Source organism: Fontibacillus phaseoli (assembly GCF_003337355.1).
Taxonomy (GTDB): Bacteria; Bacillota; Bacilli; order Paenibacillales; family Paenibacillaceae; genus Fontibacillus; species Fontibacillus phaseoli.
In genome coordinates, this window is sequence record NZ_QPJW01000014.1 from 60,280 (window position 1) to 78,345 (window position 18,066).

General features: G+C 46.9%; 15 protein-coding genes. 13 read left to right on the top strand and 2 right to left on the bottom strand.

Annotated elements, in window-relative coordinates; genetic code table 11:
* Positions 1–44 precede the first annotated feature (44 nt).
* Genes yycF through DFP94_RS22010 form a run of 5 tightly spaced genes read left to right on the top strand, consistent with a single transcriptional unit; the run spans position 45 to position 5,497 of the window.
* Positions 45–758, top strand: a complete 714-nt coding sequence (yycF, locus tag DFP94_RS21990) for a response regulator YycF (RefSeq protein WP_114498629.1) — start codon at positions 45–47, stop codon at positions 756–758.
* Positions 759–760: 2 nt separating this feature from the next.
* Positions 761–2,584 carry a cell wall metabolism sensor histidine kinase WalK gene (walK, locus tag DFP94_RS21995; RefSeq protein ID WP_114498630.1) on the top strand — a complete coding sequence of 608 codons (1,824 nt, stop codon included), beginning with the start codon at positions 761–763 and terminating at the stop codon, positions 2,582–2,584.
* Complete coding sequence (locus DFP94_RS22000) at positions 2,581–3,873, top strand: YycH family regulatory protein (RefSeq protein WP_114498631.1); 1,293 nt, start codon at positions 2,581–2,583, stop codon at positions 3,871–3,873. The genes walK and DFP94_RS22000 overlap by 4 nt, the downstream gene beginning before the upstream one ends.
* A 53-nt stretch (positions 3,874–3,926) precedes the next feature.
* Positions 3,927–4,682, top strand: coding sequence for a two-component system regulatory protein YycI (yycI, locus tag DFP94_RS22005; RefSeq protein WP_114498632.1), 756 nt, complete (start codon positions 3,927–3,929; stop codon positions 4,680–4,682).
* A gap of 8 nt (positions 4,683–4,690) precedes the next feature.
* The gene (locus tag DFP94_RS22010) at positions 4,691–5,497 is read left to right on the top strand and encodes an MBL fold metallo-hydrolase (protein WP_114498633.1); all 807 of its coding nucleotides are present in this window, start codon (positions 4,691–4,693) and stop codon (positions 5,495–5,497) included.
* Here the strand turns inward: DFP94_RS22010 and DFP94_RS22015 are convergent.
* Positions 5,466–5,675 carry a hypothetical protein gene (locus tag DFP94_RS22015; RefSeq protein WP_114498634.1) on the bottom strand — a complete coding sequence of 70 codons (210 nt, stop codon included), beginning with the start codon at positions 5,673–5,675 and terminating at the stop codon, positions 5,466–5,468. The two genes, DFP94_RS22010 and DFP94_RS22015, sit on opposite strands and share 32 nt — an antisense overlap.
* 373 nt (positions 5,676–6,048) lie before the next feature.
* Here DFP94_RS22015 and DFP94_RS22020 point away from each other — a divergent pair, with 373 nt between their 5' ends.
* From DFP94_RS22020 to rlmH, 4 genes are all read left to right on the top strand, one after another.
* Positions 6,049–7,314, top strand: coding sequence for a S1C family serine protease (locus DFP94_RS22020; protein ID WP_114498635.1), 1,266 nt, complete (start codon positions 6,049–6,051; stop codon positions 7,312–7,314).
* Positions 7,315–7,964: 650 nt separating this feature from the next.
* Positions 7,965–9,821, top strand: a complete 1,857-nt coding sequence (locus DFP94_RS26345) for a glycerol-3-phosphate dehydrogenase/oxidase (RefSeq protein WP_114498636.1) — start codon at positions 7,965–7,967, stop codon at positions 9,819–9,821.
* 197 nt (positions 9,822–10,018) lie between these two features.
* Positions 10,019–10,186, top strand: coding sequence for a CxxH/CxxC protein (locus tag DFP94_RS22030; protein ID WP_114498637.1), 168 nt, complete (start codon positions 10,019–10,021; stop codon positions 10,184–10,186).
* Between the two features lie 555 nt (positions 10,187–10,741).
* On the top strand, positions 10,742–11,221 hold the full coding sequence (gene rlmH / locus DFP94_RS22035; RefSeq protein ID WP_114498638.1) for a 23S rRNA (pseudouridine(1915)-N(3))-methyltransferase RlmH: 480 nt from the start codon (positions 10,742–10,744) through the stop codon (positions 11,219–11,221).
* A gap of 372 nt (positions 11,222–11,593) precedes the next feature.
* Here rlmH and DFP94_RS22040 read toward each other — a convergent pair whose 3' ends face one another.
* Positions 11,594–12,340, bottom strand: a complete 747-nt coding sequence (locus DFP94_RS22040) for a helix-turn-helix domain-containing protein (RefSeq protein ID WP_114498639.1) — start codon at positions 12,338–12,340, stop codon at positions 11,594–11,596.
* 1,419 nt (positions 12,341–13,759) lie between these two features.
* Here DFP94_RS22040 and DFP94_RS25640 point away from each other — a divergent pair.
* From DFP94_RS25640 to DFP94_RS22055, 4 genes are all read left to right on the top strand, one after another.
* Positions 13,760–13,924, top strand: coding sequence for a hypothetical protein (locus DFP94_RS25640; protein ID WP_181873261.1), 165 nt, complete (start codon positions 13,760–13,762; stop codon positions 13,922–13,924).
* A gap of 304 nt (positions 13,925–14,228) precedes the next feature.
* Entirely contained in the window at positions 14,229–15,779 is a 1,551-nt protein-coding gene (locus DFP94_RS22045) for an SIR2 family protein (protein ID WP_245955058.1), read from the top strand.
* 166 nt (positions 15,780–15,945) lie between these two features.
* Positions 15,946–16,254 carry a hypothetical protein gene (locus DFP94_RS22050; protein ID WP_114498641.1) on the top strand — a complete coding sequence of 103 codons (309 nt, stop codon included), beginning with the start codon at positions 15,946–15,948 and terminating at the stop codon, positions 16,252–16,254.
* Between the two features lie 430 nt (positions 16,255–16,684).
* Positions 16,685–17,446, top strand: coding sequence for a DUF6615 family protein (locus tag DFP94_RS22055; RefSeq protein WP_114498642.1), 762 nt, complete (start codon positions 16,685–16,687; stop codon positions 17,444–17,446).
* Positions 17,447–18,066: the final 620 nt, after the last annotated feature.

An 18,066-nucleotide genomic window follows, 5' to 3' on the forward strand; every position in this document is an offset into this window, starting at 1 on the left:
GAGTAAGATCGACCAAGCCTGAAAGTTTGGGGTGAATAGATAGCATGCAAGGGAAAATTCTGGTCGTTGACGATGAACGGCCCATCGCGGATATTTTGAAGTTTAATCTGGAAAAAGAGGGCTACGAGGTCATTCTCGCCTTCGATGGAATCGAAGCGGTGGAACTCGCTTATTCGGAGCAACCCGACTTGATTCTGCTCGACCTGATGCTGCCCGGCAAGGACGGCATGGACGTATGCAGAGAGGTGCGGGCCAAGCTGCAAACCCCGATCATCATGCTGACGGCCAAGGACGGAGAGATCGACAAGGTGCTGGGTCTCGAACTTGGCGCGGATGATTATGTCACCAAGCCGTTCAGCACGCGGGAACTGTTGGCCCGGGTGAAGGCCCAGATGCGGCGGCAGCAGAAGCCCGTGGCGCTGGAGGGACCGGAGGAGCGGCAGGGGATCAGCCTGTTTGAGCTGTTTATCGATACGGATACTTATACGGTATACAAGAACGGCGAGCCGCTCGACCTGACTCACCGGGAATTTGAGCTGGTCCACTATCTGGTGAGAAACGCCGGGAAAGTGATGACCCGTGAACATCTGCTGCAAGCGGTATGGGGATTCGAATACTTCGGCGACGTGCGTACGGTCGATGTGACCATCCGCCGGTTGCGGGAAAAAATCGAGAAGGACCCGAGCAAGCCGGAATATATTTTGACCCGGCGCGGTCTCGGTTATATGATGCGAAGCTCCAAGGCGGGTGGGTTCTAGCCATGAAGCTGCCCTCCTTTTTCCGCACCATCCAGGCAAAGCTGATCATCATTTATGTGTTGCTGATCTTGATCGCGATGCAGTTGATCGGGGTCTATTTCGTGAGCGCGATGAAGACGTCGCTGACGAGCAATTTCACGAAGGAATTGCAGGAACGGGCGGAACTTCTTTCCGTGCTGGCAGCACAGAACCTGGGGGTGACCGGGGATTCGGCGGAGGAATCGCTGGAAAATTTGCGCGTGCTGGTGAACAATTTGTTCAACATCAACGGCGCGGAAATTCAGGTGCTGGATGCCGGCGGCAAGGTGCTGACGACGTCCAAGCCGTCGCATGCCGATTACGTCGGCACGAAGAATACGCAGACTGTGGTTAACCGGGCTTTGCAGGGGATCCGGGACAATGAGGAATATATTATCGACGAAGATAATATCCGCAAAAAGGTCGTAGCCAAGCCGGTGGTCAACGACGGGAAAATCGTCGGCGCGATCTATATCGCGGCCTCGATGAACGAGCTGTACGATACGATGGAGCGGATTAATAATATTTTTATTTCGGGGATATTGCTGGCGCTCGGCTTGACGGCGGTACTGGGCGTAATTCTGGCGCACACGATCACTTCGCCGATCAAGGAGTTGACCCGGCGGGCTACGGCGGTGGCTGAAGGGGAATTCCACCAGAAGATGCCGGTGCTCGGGAACGATGAGATCGGGCAACTCAGCAAAGCTTTTAACTATATGACGAGCCGTCTTCGCGACGCGCTGGCCCAGAACGAAGAGGAGAAGGAGAAGCTGGCCTCGATCCTCACGAACATGAGCGACGGGGTCATCGCGACCGACGAGAGCGGGAAGATCATTCTAATGAATCGCCGGGCGGGCGAGATGCTGCGCATCGAAGAGGAACTGACGGGAAGCAGGGACATGATCTCGCTATTGCATCTGTCGCCGGAGGAACGCGAGATTTTCCGGCAGGGAACGATGCATTCCACGATCCTGGAAATTGAGACGCCGGAGGGGGACACGTTCCTCATCCGCGTGACGTTTACACCGATTCATCGGCGGGAGATCGGTATCGTGGGAACGATCGCCGTGCTTCAGGACGTCACGGAGCAGGAGCAGTTGGAAGCGTCGCGGCGGGAGTTCGTGGCTAACGTGTCGCACGAACTGCGCACGCCGCTGACGACGATCAAGAGCTACACGGAAGCGCTGGAGGACGGCGCCATGGAGGACCCGGAACTGGGTCCGAAATTCGCCTCCGTCATCCAGAATCAGACCGAGCGGATGATCCGCCTTGTGACCGATCTGCTGCATCTTTCGCGGCTGGACTCGAAGGAAGCGTTGCTGCGCAAGCAACCGGTCTCCGTGATGGAGATGCTGGAAGAGGTGACCGACCGGTTTTCTTTTCAAATGCAGGAAAAAGACATCAAGCCGTCTCTTTTTATCGGGAATAGCGTAGGTTCAGCCTGGTTGGACAGGGACCAGATCGACCAAGTGCTGGACAATTTGATCTCCAATGCGATGAAATATACGCCGGAAGGCGGTACCATTGGCATCGAGGCCAGAACAGCGGACGACGGGGCGCTCGCCATTTCCGTGCAGGATAACGGGATCGGGATTCCGAAGAAAGACCTGGACCGGATTTTTGAACGTTTTTATCGGGTGGACAAGGCCCGTTCGCGAAATATGGGCGGGACGGGACTCGGCCTGTCCATTGCCCGGGAAATTGTTAAAGCGCACGGCGGGACGATCTCGCTGCAATCGGAGCTGGGCAAAGGCACCAAGGTGACCTTTACGTTGCCGCGGCATGAACAAGGAGGCGACCGGCGATGAAGGAAAGATTAAAATCGCTGATGCTTGCCCTGCTGGTCGTGTGCAGCCTGGTGCAGAGCTATTTTCTTATCTATCGGCTGCCGGGAAACGACCCGGTGGTCAAAACGGAAAGCGATTATATCAAGACGGAAAATATGGGTCAGGAAGCCGAAGCGGAAGATATGCTGTTTCCGTCGCAGATCGCCGTGCATTTGGGAGAAAACCGCCACACGGTATTTTATCCGGACTCCGCTTTCTATAACTTGATTTACTCTCGGCTGAAGGGGCGGCAGTTCGACGGATTCCAGCGTTATGCGGTGGAGAATCTGAACTGGACCGACATCCGCGGCCGTTATGCCGGAATTGAACTGCAATTCGGCGATGGAATGCCGGTTGCGTTGCTGCAGAAAGTGATGCAGATCGCTCCAGATCCGCTGTTTGAAGGGGAAAGTATCAGCCGGGTGCTGATTTATAACTCCGAAAATGAGGATCAGGTGCGGGTGTTCTTTTTTAGCTCCCAAGGGGATGTCGTGTATGAAGCGACGAAAGCCGATTTAACGGTACAAGATGTGCGGCAGCAGGTGGATTTCGGTAAAGATTGGGTGCCTTATACGCTGGTGAACGGGTACTACATTCCGGAGAAGCCGATTCATATGGTGGAGACGGGACAGAATATCGGGCTCTTTTCCACGGATCAGATGCAGAGCAGCTTATTCTTCGATCCGAGCATTACGCGCTATATCCGCGAAAAAGACGGCTCCGAGATTTACACGGACAGCAAACGGAGCTTGCAGGTAAAGCAGAACCGGAATTGGATCAATTACACCGATCCGGCCGCTCCGGCGGCAGGCGAGAACAATCCCGGAAAGAATGTGCTGTCCGCCGTTGATTTTGTAAATCAGCACGGGGGCTGGAACGGCCAATACCGACTGAAGCAAACCGAGGACACCGGAAGCGAGCAGCATACGGTAGTGTTCCAGCAGTATTACGGGGAAGGGCAATTCGGCGCTTTTCCGATTATCGATATGTCCTCGTTCCATTACGGCGAGATTACCTTGGAAATGCGGCAGGGCACGATCACGGGGTATGAACGCTCACTGATCTATTCTACCGAAGGGTTCTGGAATAAAAAAATGGTCGAGCTGCCAGGCGGGGAAGAACTGCGAAATCAGATCGCACGGCTGGAGAATGAAGCGGAGATCGTCAATCTGTATCCGGCTTATCTGCCGTCGCTGTCGGAAGACGGGTTACTGCTGAAGCCGATGTGGACAGCCGAGTTCAAAAACGGAGCTACCCGCGTGCTTTACTAGATGCACTGAAATCATCGGGCAATAGCAGTGAGATCAAATTTGGAGGTGAAAGAATGGATTGGGGCCGGGCGAAAAATGTGTTGATTTACGCTTTCTTGCTGCTGAATCTGGTGCTGGGGTATCAGTTGTGGAACGATTTGCAGGAACAGGCCGATTCCAATCCGGACTTTACCTCATTGGAGAGCAGCATTCAGAAGTCGATGGATGACAAGAGGATCAAGGTATTGGCCAAAATCCCGACCGAAACGCCGGAACTCCCGAAGATATCGTACCGCTTTGTGAATGGCGGGCAGAGCGAGGATATGGTCGATCTGCAGACGCCGGTGGACAGCAGGCTGATCTATACGCCGAAGGAGTTGGCGAGCGCGATGAAGACCAGCCTCCCGGATATCGGCAATTACAGATACGATGAGGCAGCTAGCCGGAGCCGGGCCGGGGAATTCGTGCTCCATCCGCTGGTAGACGGGAAATGGCCGTTGTTCAAGATTGAACTGAAGCTGTATTACAGCAACCAGAAGATCATCTCTTACCGCGATCAAGTGATCGAAATCGGCGGGCTGGAGGGTGAGAAGCGGCAGCGGGTCTTGTCCGCTTCCAAAGCGCTCGGGAATCTGATCGAAAACTTCCTGCCGGAAGGCTCTGTCGTGACGGAAATCGAGCTGGGCTATTATGGCGAAGTGTTCAATTCGGACGCGCATTTGCCGGCGGCTCCGGCATGGAGATTTATTTTGGAGAGCGGGAAAGAGTACTACGTGCAAGGCATCAGCGGGGACGTCATCAGTCCGAACACAGAGAAAACAAAGGAGTAATGGGAATCATGGGATTAAGATTTACAGTGTTGTCGAGCGGGTCGACGGGGAATGCGACGGTGGTGGATAACGGAGAAACGACGCTGTTGATTGACGCGGGCTTCAGTTGCCGCCGGATCGATGAGCTGTTTATGGAGCGTGAAGTGTCGGGTCAGGATTTAAGCGGCATTCTGGTGACGCATGAACATTCCGATCACATCAAGGGCCTTGGAGCGGTCGCGAGAAAATATAATCTTCCGGTGTATGCCAACGAGAAGACATGGAGCGCCATGGAAAAATCGATTGGCCAAATTCCGGACGAAAACCGCTGTGTACTGGGGACGGGGGATTCGCAGGACTTCGGATCGATACGGGTGGAGTCGTTTGCGATTTCGCATGATGCTGCCGAACCGGTAGGCTACTGTTTCTATGACGGTAAGGAAAAGCTGAGTGTCTGCACCGATCTGGGCTACGCCAGCGACAAGGTGAAGGCGGCGATTGCCGATTCCGATGTGCTGGTACTGGAAGCAAACCATGATATCGAGATGCTGCGCATGGGACGCTACCCCTGGAATATCAAGCGGCGCATTCTCGGCGACATGGGCCACTTGTCCAACGAAGCGACGGGTGAATTGCTGAGCGAGTTGATGAACGGCCGGATCAAGCGGACGTATCTCGCGCACTTGAGCCGTGAGCATAACATGCTGGACCTGGCCCGTATGTCCGTGCGCGGCTCCATGGAGGATCGCGGCTGCTTTTATAAAGACAGCGAATTCAAGCTGCGGGATACGTACTTCGACCGTCCTACACCGTGGGATATTGTGGCGGAGCTATAAACCGGTCAAGTTCGGCCGCTTTTTGTTCGATTTCCTTGCGGGTTAAAATGCCCTTTTCAACCAATAGTTCCATGATCGCACTGAGCGTTACCAGCTGATGGTAGTGCTCTTCTTTCATATCGGCCAGTTTAGCAAGGACATGGATCTCATTCATCGGCGAGGAAAAGTGGGAATTCATAACGGTTTGGACCTCCTTTGGATTAAAACCAGGGTCGGCGCACGCCGGTCCGAGTTCCCGAAATTTCCCTTCGCGGAAAATGCACCAGAACCCCCCGGATATGGTAAAATAAATCTATCAATCTAGCGCTTTGTTATTAGTGTAGTCCGACATTGGCATAAACATTCCTGATGAACGAAAAACAGAGGAAAAATTCTTTCCCGGATAGGCAACATCCAGCCATTTTATTGCGTTAAGATAGTAAAGAGTTGAACGGGAATATGGCTGTGCCGTCACGGCATAAAGTGAAATGTGCAGCGACTCTTGGGTAATAAAGATTTATAGATAAATTGGGCATCAGGACCCGGGTAGTCCATGGAGGGAGAGAAACGGGATGGGATTGTTTGATGATGATTTTTACTCCACCAAGGTGTCGAGACGGCAGCTTCGCAGAAGTCCGGACGGCAACCAGCGCTGGCAGGGAAACAAACGGAGGACCGGATGGTCCACGCTGCAGATTTCCCTGGTTTCTTCCATCCTGAGTGCGGTGGTCGCCGTACTGTTGTTCAACCTGATCACCGGACTTCCCTCAGCCTCCAATCAAGCCGGTGCGAACGGCAGTTCCTCGGCGGGTATGGGAGGCGATTCGTTCGACCGGATCAGTACGGCTGCGGCCAAGGTAGCCCCGGCCGTGGTGAGCATCCTGAACCACAGCGAACTGTCCGGCGAAGACCCGGAACAGGCAGCGCTGGGCTCAGGCGTAATTTACAAGAAAGACAAAGGCAAGGCTTACATCATCACCAATACCCATGTCATTGCCGGTGCCGACAATTTGGAAGTAGTGACGAGCTACGGAGATTCGCGCAAAGCCAAGGTCGTCGGTCAGGACTCCATTAACGACATCGCGGTACTCGAAGTGGATGACAGGGGGATTAACACCGTCATCGACCTCGGCGATTCCAAGAAGCTTCGCCCCGGCGAGACGGTGATTGCGGTCGGCAATCCGCTCGGCTTGGGCGGAACGCTGACATCCGGCATCGTCAGTTATACGAGCCGGCTGATTCCGATTTCACTGAGTCAGGACGGTGTTTATGACTGGGAGCAGGAAGTCATCCAGACGGACGCGGCCATTAATGAAGGCAACAGCGGCGGGGCACTGGCCGATCTGAACGGAAGGTTGATCGGCATCAATACGATGAAGATCGCCGATACCGGAGTCGAAGGACTCGGATTCGCGATACCGGTCAATGAGGTCATGAAGACGGTAGACGATCTGATGCTGTACGGCAAAGTCGTTCGCCCGTATCTCGGCGTATACTCGTTTGACTTGAATAATCCGTATGCTGCTATGAGTGATGAGCAGCAGAAGGATCTGAATTTGCCGAGCCATGTCACCGAGGGCGTGATCGTGCTTGAAGCGCATGGCCCCGCGAAGGATGCAGGCCTGAAGCTGAACGACGTCATTACCCAGCTCGACAAACAGCCCATCGAATCGACGCTGGAGCTGCGGAGATATCTGTACGAGAACAAAAAGATCGGCGAAGACCTGGAGGTTACCTTCTATCGGAACGGCAAGCCGCAAAACGTAACCGTGAAGCTCTCCGACAAGCCGTCCGAAGCGGAACTCGACGTCGAGTCCGAAGGGGCCGAAGGCAAATAAACCGAGATTGTAGCTGAAAACAGTAGAAACGGTAGAAATAGAAGATCAAAACAGGGATCCCATTACATGAGCAGCCGTAGAACCTAGCGTCTGAGGTGTGGTGGGGTCCTTTTTTGCGGGTGGCTGACGGCTGGGCAGCTCAGCTCGGCTCGGTCGTCAGATTAACTGGAAAACCTACAGCTAATTCAGCCTAAATAGAGCTTTAGAAACATTTAACTGGAATAACTCCAGTTAATTTTGTGCTCTACGGCTGATTTGGTCAAAGATCCGGAAATTAGATGGAGGTTTTCCATCTAATCTTGAGAAAGGCAGGTAAATGGGTGAAATAACTGGAGGGAATCCAGTTATTTTTCTGCGTACCGGGGTAAGTAGAGGAAGGGTGGCTCGAAAGAAGCACAAACGCAAAGTTACATTAAGAAAGAAGGAGTTACATAGACCGCGGAAGTTGGCGTTGGAGTAGATAGTTGTTTGTGCGGGGCTTAACTAAATTGAGGTGTGCGTTTGGGCTCCGTGGCGCGGCGGAGTATTGTTACTTAGGTGCAGGCAGGACATTACTCGAACCCTATGTATATATTGCATAGTAAGCGCCTATCGGTGAAATGAGGAATATATGGCACTATGTACTTCTCCAGCAAAGGAGGTTGGGCGAAATGAATTCTCCGTTTTCGGGCAAGGGCAGGGCGAGCATGCTACAACAGATGGCACAGGCGCCGCTGGATGTGCTGGTGATCGGCGGGGGAATTACGGGCGCCGGGATTTTGTTGGATGCGGCGGCGCGGGGCATGCGGGCCGGGCTGGTGGAGATGCAGGACTTCGCCGCCGGGACGTCGAGCCGGTCGACGAAGCTGGTGCATGGCGGGCTGCGATACTTGAAGCAGCTCGAGATTGGGGTGGTGGCGGAGGTCGGACGTGAGCGTGCGATCGTGTACGAGAACGGTCCGCATGTGACGACACCGGAATGGATGCTGCTGCCGATCTACAAGGGCGGCACGTTTGGCAGGCTCAGCACGGCGCTGGGCCTGCGGGTGTATGACCTGCTCGCCGGGGTGAAACGGGGCGAGCGGCGGTCGATGCTGTCGGCGGAAGCCGCGCTGGCGAAGGAGCCGCTGCTGCGCCGCGAGGGGCTGCTCGGCGGCGGCTACTATGTCGAGTACCGCACGGACGACGCGCGGCTCACGATTGAGGTGTTGAAGGCCGCCGTGGCCCAAGGGGCGCTGGCGGCCAATTACGCGAAGGCGGCCGAGTTCCGCTACGAGGACGGCCGGGTGGCCGGTGCAGCGGTGCGAGACCGGATCGGCGGCGGGACTTACGAGCTGCGGGCTCGGAAGGTCGTCAATGCCGCCGGACCGTGGGTGGATGCGCTGCGCGAACTGGACGGGTCCAAGCAGGGCAAAATGCTGCAACTGACCAAGGGCGTGCACCTGGTGATCGACCAGGGGCGGTTTCCTTTGCGGCAGGCGGTGTATTTTGATACGCCGGACGGGCGGATGATTTTTGCTATTCCGCGGGAGGGCAAGACCTACGTCGGTACGACGGACACGGTGTACCGGGGGGACATCGCCCATCCGCGCATGAATGCGGCGGATCGCCAGTATGTGATCGACGCGATCAACGGGATGTTCCCGGGGCTCCGGATCACGGCGGAGGACGTGGAGTCGAGCTGGGCGGGCGTTCGGCCTTTGATCTATGAGGAAGGGAAATCGCCGTCCGAGATTTCGCGCCGGGATGAGATCTGGCAGTCGGAATCCGGCCTGATCACGATGGCAGGCGGCAAGCTGACGGGCTATCGCAAGATGGCCGAGACGGTCGTCGACCGGGTGGCCGCCCAGTTAGGGCGGGAGCACGGCCTGCGCTTCCATGCCTGTACTACGAAGCATCTGCCCGTTTCTGGTGGGCAGGTGGGGGGAGAAGACGATTTGTCCGGCTATGTTCGGAGCAAGAGCCTGGAAGCCGAAGGGCTGGGCGTTCCCCGGGAGCTGGGCGCGGCATGGGCAGACAAGTACGGGTCGAACGCGGGCCAGTTGATGGCAATCGCCGGAGAGATGCTGCGGACGGCGAGGGGGCTGGGAAGTGGTGCGGTGAAGGTGGAGCGGGAGGCAGAAGGGCGAAGCGGTTCCGATAATTCAGAGCAGGAAGAAGCGGGTCGGAGTGGTTTGGTGACAGAGGAGGCGGAAGTGAAAGCTGAAGCCGGAGTAGAGTCTTTTGTGAAAGGGGAGGCACGGCCTGTGGCCGGGTCTGATGCGCTGCCGCTAGAGGTGGCGGTTCCGCTGAAGTACGCTCTGGATGAGGAGATGGTGGTGACGCCGGGGGACTTTTTTATCCGAAGAACGGGTTGGTTGCTGTTTGATATCGCATGGGCGCGCAGGTGGAAGGAGCCGGTGATTGCTTATATGGCGGGCTATTTCGGGTGGTCGGCGGAGGAGAAGGCACGTCATGCCGATGAACTGGAGCGGGCGCTGACGGAGGCGGTCGAGCCGGAGAGAGCTGGGCAACCGGGTGAAGGGTAGGCGAACGGTAGCTTGGAAGGTTGATTGGGGCGGTAAGCGATAGCGGGTACAATGGTAAGGAATGGCGAGGAGGGGCAGATTGTTTGGTTATAAGTGATCTGTGCGGTTCCTTTTTGGGGCGGAGTATGGTAGAACAGATAAGGGACAACCTGTTAAGAGCGCGCCGCGGGAGCGGTAGAGAAAGGATGCTTTGAATTATGTATGTAGTTTGTAAAGACCACGTGGAACTGGCGATCGACATGTTCGTGGACGAGTTTGAGGATGCCCCGGACGTCGTCGATTTGGAACACACGAAGTTCATCGACTGGGAACCGCCGGTGAAATGCGAGCAATGCGATCATGAGGCGAGATTTTTGATCGTGTAGCTGTCAGATTTGGGTGGGGTCCGGGCTGTTTTGGCGGCCAGGTTGAGGAGCTCGGATAAAAGAGTATCTGGAAGGCGGTTTTCTCAAGTTGCGCGGGAGCGGGAGAAAGCTGCCTTTTTGCTTGGTAGCGGGGGATGGTGGGACAATGCGTCGGCCTCCACAGGATACATGGTAGTTGGTATGGAGAGCGTTGCTTATTCCAGGCGTTGAAGCTCGATTCAACTGGGGTTTAGAGTTTTTAACGGACACCAGCGCCGTTATTAGGCGTGAAATTTCACTTTTCTGATTGTAACGGACATAGGAGACGTTATTTAGGCAAAATAGAGGCTTGTGTCCCGTTTATAGGGCCAATAAGGTCTGCTGTGTCCGTTAAATTTTATAATAGCCATTATTCGGCGAATAAGGTCTTGTATGTCCGTTAGAGTCATTGAGTTGGCTCGGCGTTGCTTGTCGGGGAACAAATAGTCTGAGAGACGTCTGCTGATTGTGGCTTTAGGCAAAAGGGGACCTGTCATAGTAGGCCTTGTAGATCAAAAATTAATGGAGGTCTCGGTAATGTTTATTCAAATTATTGCGGTCGGCAAGTTGAAGGAGAAGTTTTTGGTGCAGGGCATTGCCGAGTATGCGAAGCGGCTGGGCCCGTATGTGAAGTTCCAAGTTCTCGAGGTTCCCGACGAGAAGGCGCCGGAGACGATGAGTGAGGCGGAGGTATTGCAGGTGAAGGCGCGAGAGGGCGAGCGCATTCTGGGTTTGGTGAAGAGCGATGCGCATGTCATCGCTCTGGAAGTGGGCGGCGAGCTGTGGAGCTCGGAGGAGCTCGCCGGTTGTTTGGACAGGCTCGGCACGTATGGGACGAGCCATGTCGTGTTTGTGATCGGCGGGAGCCACGGGCTCGCCGATGCCGTGATCAGCCGCGCGCAGCAGCGGCTGTCTTTTGGGCGCATGACGCTGCCCCATCAGCTCATGCGGTTGGTGCTAGTGGAGCAGATTTATCGGGCGGTGAAGATTAATAGGGGGGAACCGTATCACAAATAGTGGTAAAGCAGAAGATAGAGCTTACTCTGGATTTAGATCTATTTAATAAGTTCTTTAATCAAAGTTTATGACAATGGAAGGGGAGTTCTACTCCCCTCGTCTCCATTATGAAAATCCAGTAAGCATGAAAGCTAGGTTTTCATGTGTCTTCGAAGTGTTCAAATACCAAATGGTTCAAGTTCAAATCTTGTATCATGTTTGCCTGTGGTATTGTCAAATCCATAATTAAACGCATAAGTATAACGACTTGTATAAGGTACAGATAGTTAGCTATAAATGGAGAAGTAAAGATTAAAATTATGGTTATACTGCGCAAAGAAGCACTCGTACAGCTTTTTATCATTTAAAGGACGCTTGTAAGTTCTCTTTGAATTAATACTTATCTTCTAATCTCTTTAATGCTCGTTCGTATGCTGATTTTCTTTCTGACTCCTCCCAATCAAGCCGCTGAAGTATTCGTTGCCAATAAATGTTGCCTTGTAGCGCATATGATTTTGCAGTTTCTCTCCATAGGTATGCTTCTGCCTCCTCTAGTACAATGTAAAATCTGCTTTGAATTTTAAAGTGGGGCATTCCTTCATCTTTTATCAAACTATAAATTGTTGCTGGGCTAGTTCTAAAATGTTTAGATGCTTCTTTTATGGTGAGTACTGTTCTTCCATAGTAGCTTTCTCTATCTTTTTTTGTATAATTCAAAATATCCTCTGAAAAAGTAGCTAATTCCTCTTTGATTAAGCTTCTAAAGATATCTTCAATCAACGGAGGTTCCTCCTTTTGTTTGTGGAAACTTTCAATTTGTGATTGCACTCTTGAAACATCCCAATCTTTATCAGGGTCGTGCCATCCCCGATTTTTAAAATTATCGATTGTATCCATTATTTCGATTTTATCGAAAATAATGCGAGATTTAACTTTACGATGAGGCATTGCTCTAGCGAATGTTAGTTGCCGTAAGGTGTAAGTTCCAATCCCCGACATCGTGGAAACCTCAGTTATGGTCAAATAATTTTTTTGTGTTAGCTGAGGAGGTTTATGGAGGTCATTCATCATTTGTGATATTTCATTGTGAAATAAGGTTTTGAACAGATATTCGAATGGAATCGAGCGTTCTTTATCCAATAGTTCACTCTCCTTTTATACTTGATTCGACCCTAAAACTTTTTTTTCCTCCAAAAAATAGACTTTGAGGTAGGTGAATTGCTTATCTAAAAGTTATTAGTTGGATTATAAGATTGGCTATTCTGACTTTAGTAATCCTTGAAAGTATAAGAAATTGATAAAAGAGGCATAAGAGATATTTGGAAAGTAGTAAGTCAGATTGAAGAATATTTCTGTGTATCTTCACTGGAAAAGAACGAGGATTTTTATTGTTTTGAGACGCTTAGTAGACAAAACAGTTATACAGTAATATGCTTAAGATATTGAAATACCAATTTTGTGGCTGTGGGGCAGTACCACTCCTACTCCAATCGGTTTCTACGTACTTGGGAAGTAAAGGATGGTTTATTGGCATATTTATTGCTGGTTTATTATCTTCTAACATTTCCAACATCATGAATGCCATAAGACCAACGTCAGAGGTGATTTGGATGGTTATAAACGTTGCTCCGATTATTATAGTATCCCTTGTCGTTTTCATGGAGAAGGATTAAAGTAGGTCACTTTTGGATAGAAGGCGCAAGGGGTACATCCAATAACAAAATTAAACAATAGAATTAAGGAGTGGTAGAATGTTTCTTTGTGAATGTGGCGGAGTGCTCTTAGTTAAGAATATCTATGCTTATCCTTCTGGGTTAACCGCATTAGAGAAGCTTAATTATCAAAGAAACTGTACTGTGGAATGCGTTCAATGTGGGAAGAAAAAAGAGAATCAATCATTTGATTCAGAAGAATAATATAATACGGATCTATTGTTTTGCTACATATTATATTTGATTAAGCTGACTTATCTAAAGTTGGCTTTTTTTATTGGCTCAGATCCATTTCTACTATCCTTAGTCATGATATGAACAGGTGGAATGGGTGTTTACCATAAATTAAATTTCATGATTAAAGGGACTATGGAGAAAAGGAAAACTTACTAAGAATAAAGCTGATTTATGATTATATTTTATTAAGCCATACCAAAAGGGGAATGAATGTTCTTGACGTATTCAAAACACTCTGAAATGATGCATACGAGTTATATAGTTCGATGGAGATGATTTGGTTTTATTCAAGCAAAAACGCTTCTACGGCGTCCTCAGGTGTATTAAACGAGGTGATAATATATATCGTTGTCGCACAAGGAATAAAGTGGTATAATAATTTTAGAAAAGAAAAAGAGAGCTCCTCCCCGCCAAGTTTGGATGCTCTCTTCCTGATATGTTTTATGCGAGACAATTTTATCACATCTATTTGAATTGGACAAGACGCTCGTGTCTTTAGCCTGTTCTTAAGTGCATAAAAAAATCGCCATCGGGGGCTGTTCTATTTGCTTTCGGGTATAGGACAAGTCTTTCTTCTCTAATTTTCTGAAGAGAGAGGAGAAAACTATTCATGGCAAATTTAAAACCGGGCTCTATAGCTCCTAAATCTGGCCAGTATCAAAATACTAAGACTGGCTTAGAAGTAACTGCTACCAAAGGAAATCCACTACCGCCTACACCTAAACCTAATCAAGGGTATAAGTTAGTAGATGCTACTAAACATAAAAAGGGGTAAAGGAGTGGTTCTTATGGTGCTTGTTTGTAATTTTCCTCAGTCGAAACATGTAAGAACTCACTATAGGAAAAGTCATTGGGTTAAGGGGCATTTCCGTAAAGGGAGATGGATTCCAGCACATGCACGCTATGGATCAACCATAGGAGAACATTGCAGATCATAATATTAATAGCGTCCGGAAATCCGGACGCTTTTTCTTATAAACAAGACTCTATATGTGTTATCACTTCCGTAATTTTTTCTGATAGAAGGAATTATAAAAGAAGAACGATGTATGATTATATGTATTGGAAGGGTGGTTCTTATGATAGAAGATAAACTGGCTTTACATCTTAAAAAGTTTGAGTCATCACCTTTTTTATTTGTAGGTTCAGGTTTTTCTAGAAGATATATAGGATTAGAAGATTGGGCCGGGCTGCTTGAAAGATTTTCTCGGTTTAGTAAGTCGGGATATGAGTACTACTTTTCATCAGTCGAAGGTAAGATGGAACGTATCGCAGGATTGTTGGCAAACGATTTTCATCCTATATGGTTTGAAAAAGATGAGTATGAGGAGAGTAGAATAGAATTTAAAGGAAGAATCACAGGTAAAAGTACACCCCTAAAAATAGAAATATCGAAATATTTAAAAGATAAAAAATATATTTACGGTGATTCAAAACATCTCGACAGAGAAATTGAAGCATTAAAACAAGTAAATATTGATGGTATTATAACTACTAACTGGGATAATTTATTGGAGCAAATTTTTGAAAAAGAAGAGTTTGTAAAATATATCGGACAGAAGGAATTACTTTTTTCTGACCCAAAAGAAATTAATGAGATATACAAAATACATGGTTGTTGTTCAGCTCCTGACTCTTTAATACTAACAGAAGAAGACTATAAGGACTTTAATGACCGCAATCCTTATCTTGCGGCAAAGCTACTTACTATTTTTGTTGAACACCCCGTTGTATTTATTGGATATTCTTTGTCTGACAATAATATTGTAAGTATTTTAGAGTCAATTACAAACTGTTTGACCACTGAGAATTTGCATAAGCTCAAGGATAGACTGATTTTCATACAAAGAACTAAAGGTGATCAAGAGGACTCGTTTGAAGAAGGCACAATACTTATAAACAAGATATCCTTACCAATTACAATTGTAAGGTGTGGAGATTTTTCTCAAGTATATAAAGCACTCTCAAGAAATAAACGTAAATTCAGTGCTAAGCTAATGCGAAAAATGAAAACGCAAATCTATGAACTTATTAAACATAACGACCCTAATAATCAACTTCATGCTGCTATTGAATTAGAAAAACAATATGATAATTCAAAAGTAGAGTTTGTATTTGGAGTTGGGATTTCTAAACAGATTTCTTTGAAAGGATACGGAAGTATACCTGAAAATGAATTGTTTGAATGCATTGTAAAAGATACAGCTTGGGTTCCAGAACAGGTTGTTTTAGAGACGCTACCTTTACTATTAAGAGCAAATACTTATTTGCCGGTTTTTAAATATATTGCTGAAAGCACAATATCGAAAGAATCCCTTAGTAAGAATTTAATAAAAAAGCTAGATTTAAAATATGATGATTTTTTAAATAGAGCACAAAAGAGCCAGTTGCATGAAATAAGAGAGAAATATAATGATGTGAACGAGCTTATCGGGACTGCTCCTTTAGTTAAAATAATTGAACTTATACCGGTGCTTGGCACAGGCAAATTTGATGGAGTTAGTGTAAAGGAATTTATTCATCAAAATCTTTCATTGCTTGAATCAGATAATCAAACTCTGAAATCAAGTTTTAAAAAGTTAATTCGCTATTATGATTGGGCAGTTTATAGATCTGTAATTACAATTTAAGAAATAATAGTCTTGAGAAATTTAGGAAAACATCTAATTTCATTTAATATGTGAAAAACCAAGTAAAACGGAGTATCTTGTTGAGAAGTGAAAAAGGTATTTTTTAATATCTCCACCTAACAGTTAATTCCAAATTGTGATATAGTATCTATTGGAGGTGTTCAATTTGTATAGCTTAGAAGATGTTATGAAACATATTAAGGGCTTTAAAACTATATGGAAATGTAGGGTTATCTCTGGTTCTATTAATCTAGATATTAATAATATCCCAGCCGACGATATTAATTTTAAGAGAATTATTCCCCAATCAGGTGATATTTCAGGAATCTCAATTAAAAGTAACTCAAATAGTCCAGGATTTTCATTTTATGCTAAGGATATTAACACGGATAAAATTGAGATTGAAGAAGATCAAATATCGATTTACTTAAAACTAGGAGGACAAATATTATTTTTTTGTTCTTCGCCTAAGTGATACTATATTTACTTAATATTGAAACTGGCTCTAAGTAGTTAGAAACACTTTTTATTTTCCGAAAAATGACCAGAGAGGAAGAGACTCTCTTTTTGGTCATTTTCTTAATATTTAACGCACCTTATGTTTCTACGTAAAGTATAAACTCGTTGTAGGTCTGCCTGTTTTAATAACATAGATGTCTTACTCCTCCGGGTTTATCTCAATATAGAAGATTAGATTAATAGAAACTGTGCTGTAGATTGCGTTGAATGCGGTAAGACTAAAGAGAATCAAGTTAATGATTCGGAGAAAAAGTTTTAGGTTGTTTTTATAACATTAAACAAGTGACTGATAATTTTTTTGAATTAGTAAATATGGATATATTAATAAGTGCAATTGTCAAATGCAAACTTAAGAAAGAGATAATAATTAGCAAAAGGGGATTAATGTGTATAAAACTACTATAGATTTATTTGAGAAGCTAGCTATTGATACATGGGAAAGATTAAAGTATGGGGAAGAACTTAATTGCAGTCAGTCTGAGGAAACAATTACAGATATCAATTTGTTAGAAATAAAACGAGCAAATTTACATGATATTCTGGTTTCTAAGTCAGACAAATATGAAGAGGGTATAACAGGCATAGATTGGGAATGGTGGATAGGCTCTAACTCAACTGGTTGGTGGCGCTATGCAGTACAAGCAAAAAAATTATCTGAAAATAGAAAGTATAATAAACTACGTCACAGGGTAGGCCAAGAATATCAGATTGACATTTTGGAAAGATACTCTAAATCAAATAATTGCATACCTCTATATTGTTTTTATAATTATATTGATGATAATATGTTAAATAAAAACTGGCATTGTTACCTTCCTTTTGAGAAGGAACAATTAGGTTGTACAGTTGTTCCACTTGATTCTGTTAGGAAGGCATTTACATTAAGGGCGGATAAGAGTTTTTCTGCTCTACACAGTGATTTTCGTTCTATCCCATGGAGATGTTTAGTGAGGTGCCCAGATTTTCTGGTTGATATTAATAAAAACTCCTCTCATCCTTTGGCAAGCATTGGTTATGAAAAAGTTAGACCATATAAAATAAATCTTTCTAATGTGACGAGTGAGAGTATTCTTAATTCAGAGTTCTATAATCATGAAATCGAAATTTTACCTAAGCGTATAATGATAATCCAAACTGAGGATCATTAATTTATATAGCATCGGAGGGTTTATTAGAAGATTTCTAAAAATCATAGACGTACTTCGAATTAGTGTGTTAGGTATTTACATAAAATTGGAGTAATATTAAGGATTGTAAATCAATTTGTAACATAGACGATATACTATATCTCCTTTAGGAATACGAAAAGAGCGCGAATCTCGAGAGACCGTGCTACAAGAAGTTTTCTTCAAAAAAGATGAAAAAAAGTAGAGTATGTTTAAGTCTCATAAAAGATGTCCGAGTGGTTTTTTGTAACAAATCAGATATTTATCTGTACGTTTCTCTTCTAATCTCCTTATTGTCCGCCGTTCATATGCTGAATCTCTTTCAATTAAGCTGCAGCAGCAGTAAACTTTTTCATTATAAAATACTTTTAATTGTAGAGGGATTTGTAGTTTCCTTCCATCAGAAAATCTCCGCACCGTCCAAATCTAGTGTTACTTAAAATTGAGAATTCCCTTGCGAACCTGTTGATATTGAATACTATTTGACCAGCAACGTTTATTTTCAGAAGAGAGTGCTTAACTTTCATGTATAATCATCGAAAAAAATTCTAACTAGGCTCATACCAATTTAGGTTATGAACCTAGTTACCAATACGGGATAA

What these genes read in the sequence shown, in the direction of transcription:
- yycF (WP_114498629.1), top strand. Translation starts at nt 45, where the DNA reads ATGCAAGGGAAAATTCTGGTCGTTGACGATGAACGGCCCATCGCGGAT.
- walK (WP_114498630.1), top strand. Translation starts at nt 761, where the DNA reads ATGAAGCTGCCCTCCTTTTTCCGCACCATCCAGGCAAAGCTGATCATC.
- DFP94_RS22000 (WP_114498631.1), top strand. Translation starts at nt 2,581, where the DNA reads ATGAAGGAAAGATTAAAATCGCTGATGCTTGCCCTGCTGGTCGTGTGC.
- yycI (WP_114498632.1), top strand. Translation starts at nt 3,927, where the DNA reads ATGGATTGGGGCCGGGCGAAAAATGTGTTGATTTACGCTTTCTTGCTG.
- DFP94_RS22010 (WP_114498633.1), top strand. Translation starts at nt 4,691, where the DNA reads ATGGGATTAAGATTTACAGTGTTGTCGAGCGGGTCGACGGGGAATGCG.
- DFP94_RS22015 (WP_114498634.1), bottom strand. Translation starts at nt 5,675, where the DNA reads ATGAATTCCCACTTTTCCTCGCCGATGAATGAGATCCATGTCCTTGCT.
- DFP94_RS22020 (WP_114498635.1), top strand. Translation starts at nt 6,049, where the DNA reads ATGGGATTGTTTGATGATGATTTTTACTCCACCAAGGTGTCGAGACGG.
- DFP94_RS26345 (WP_114498636.1), top strand. Translation starts at nt 7,965, where the DNA reads ATGAATTCTCCGTTTTCGGGCAAGGGCAGGGCGAGCATGCTACAACAG.
- DFP94_RS22030 (WP_114498637.1), top strand. Translation starts at nt 10,019, where the DNA reads ATGTATGTAGTTTGTAAAGACCACGTGGAACTGGCGATCGACATGTTC.
- rlmH (WP_114498638.1), top strand. Translation starts at nt 10,742, where the DNA reads ATGTTTATTCAAATTATTGCGGTCGGCAAGTTGAAGGAGAAGTTTTTG.
- DFP94_RS25640 (WP_181873261.1), top strand. Translation starts at nt 13,760, where the DNA reads ATGGCAAATTTAAAACCGGGCTCTATAGCTCCTAAATCTGGCCAGTAT.
- DFP94_RS22045 (WP_245955058.1), top strand. Translation starts at nt 14,229, where the DNA reads ATGATAGAAGATAAACTGGCTTTACATCTTAAAAAGTTTGAGTCATCA.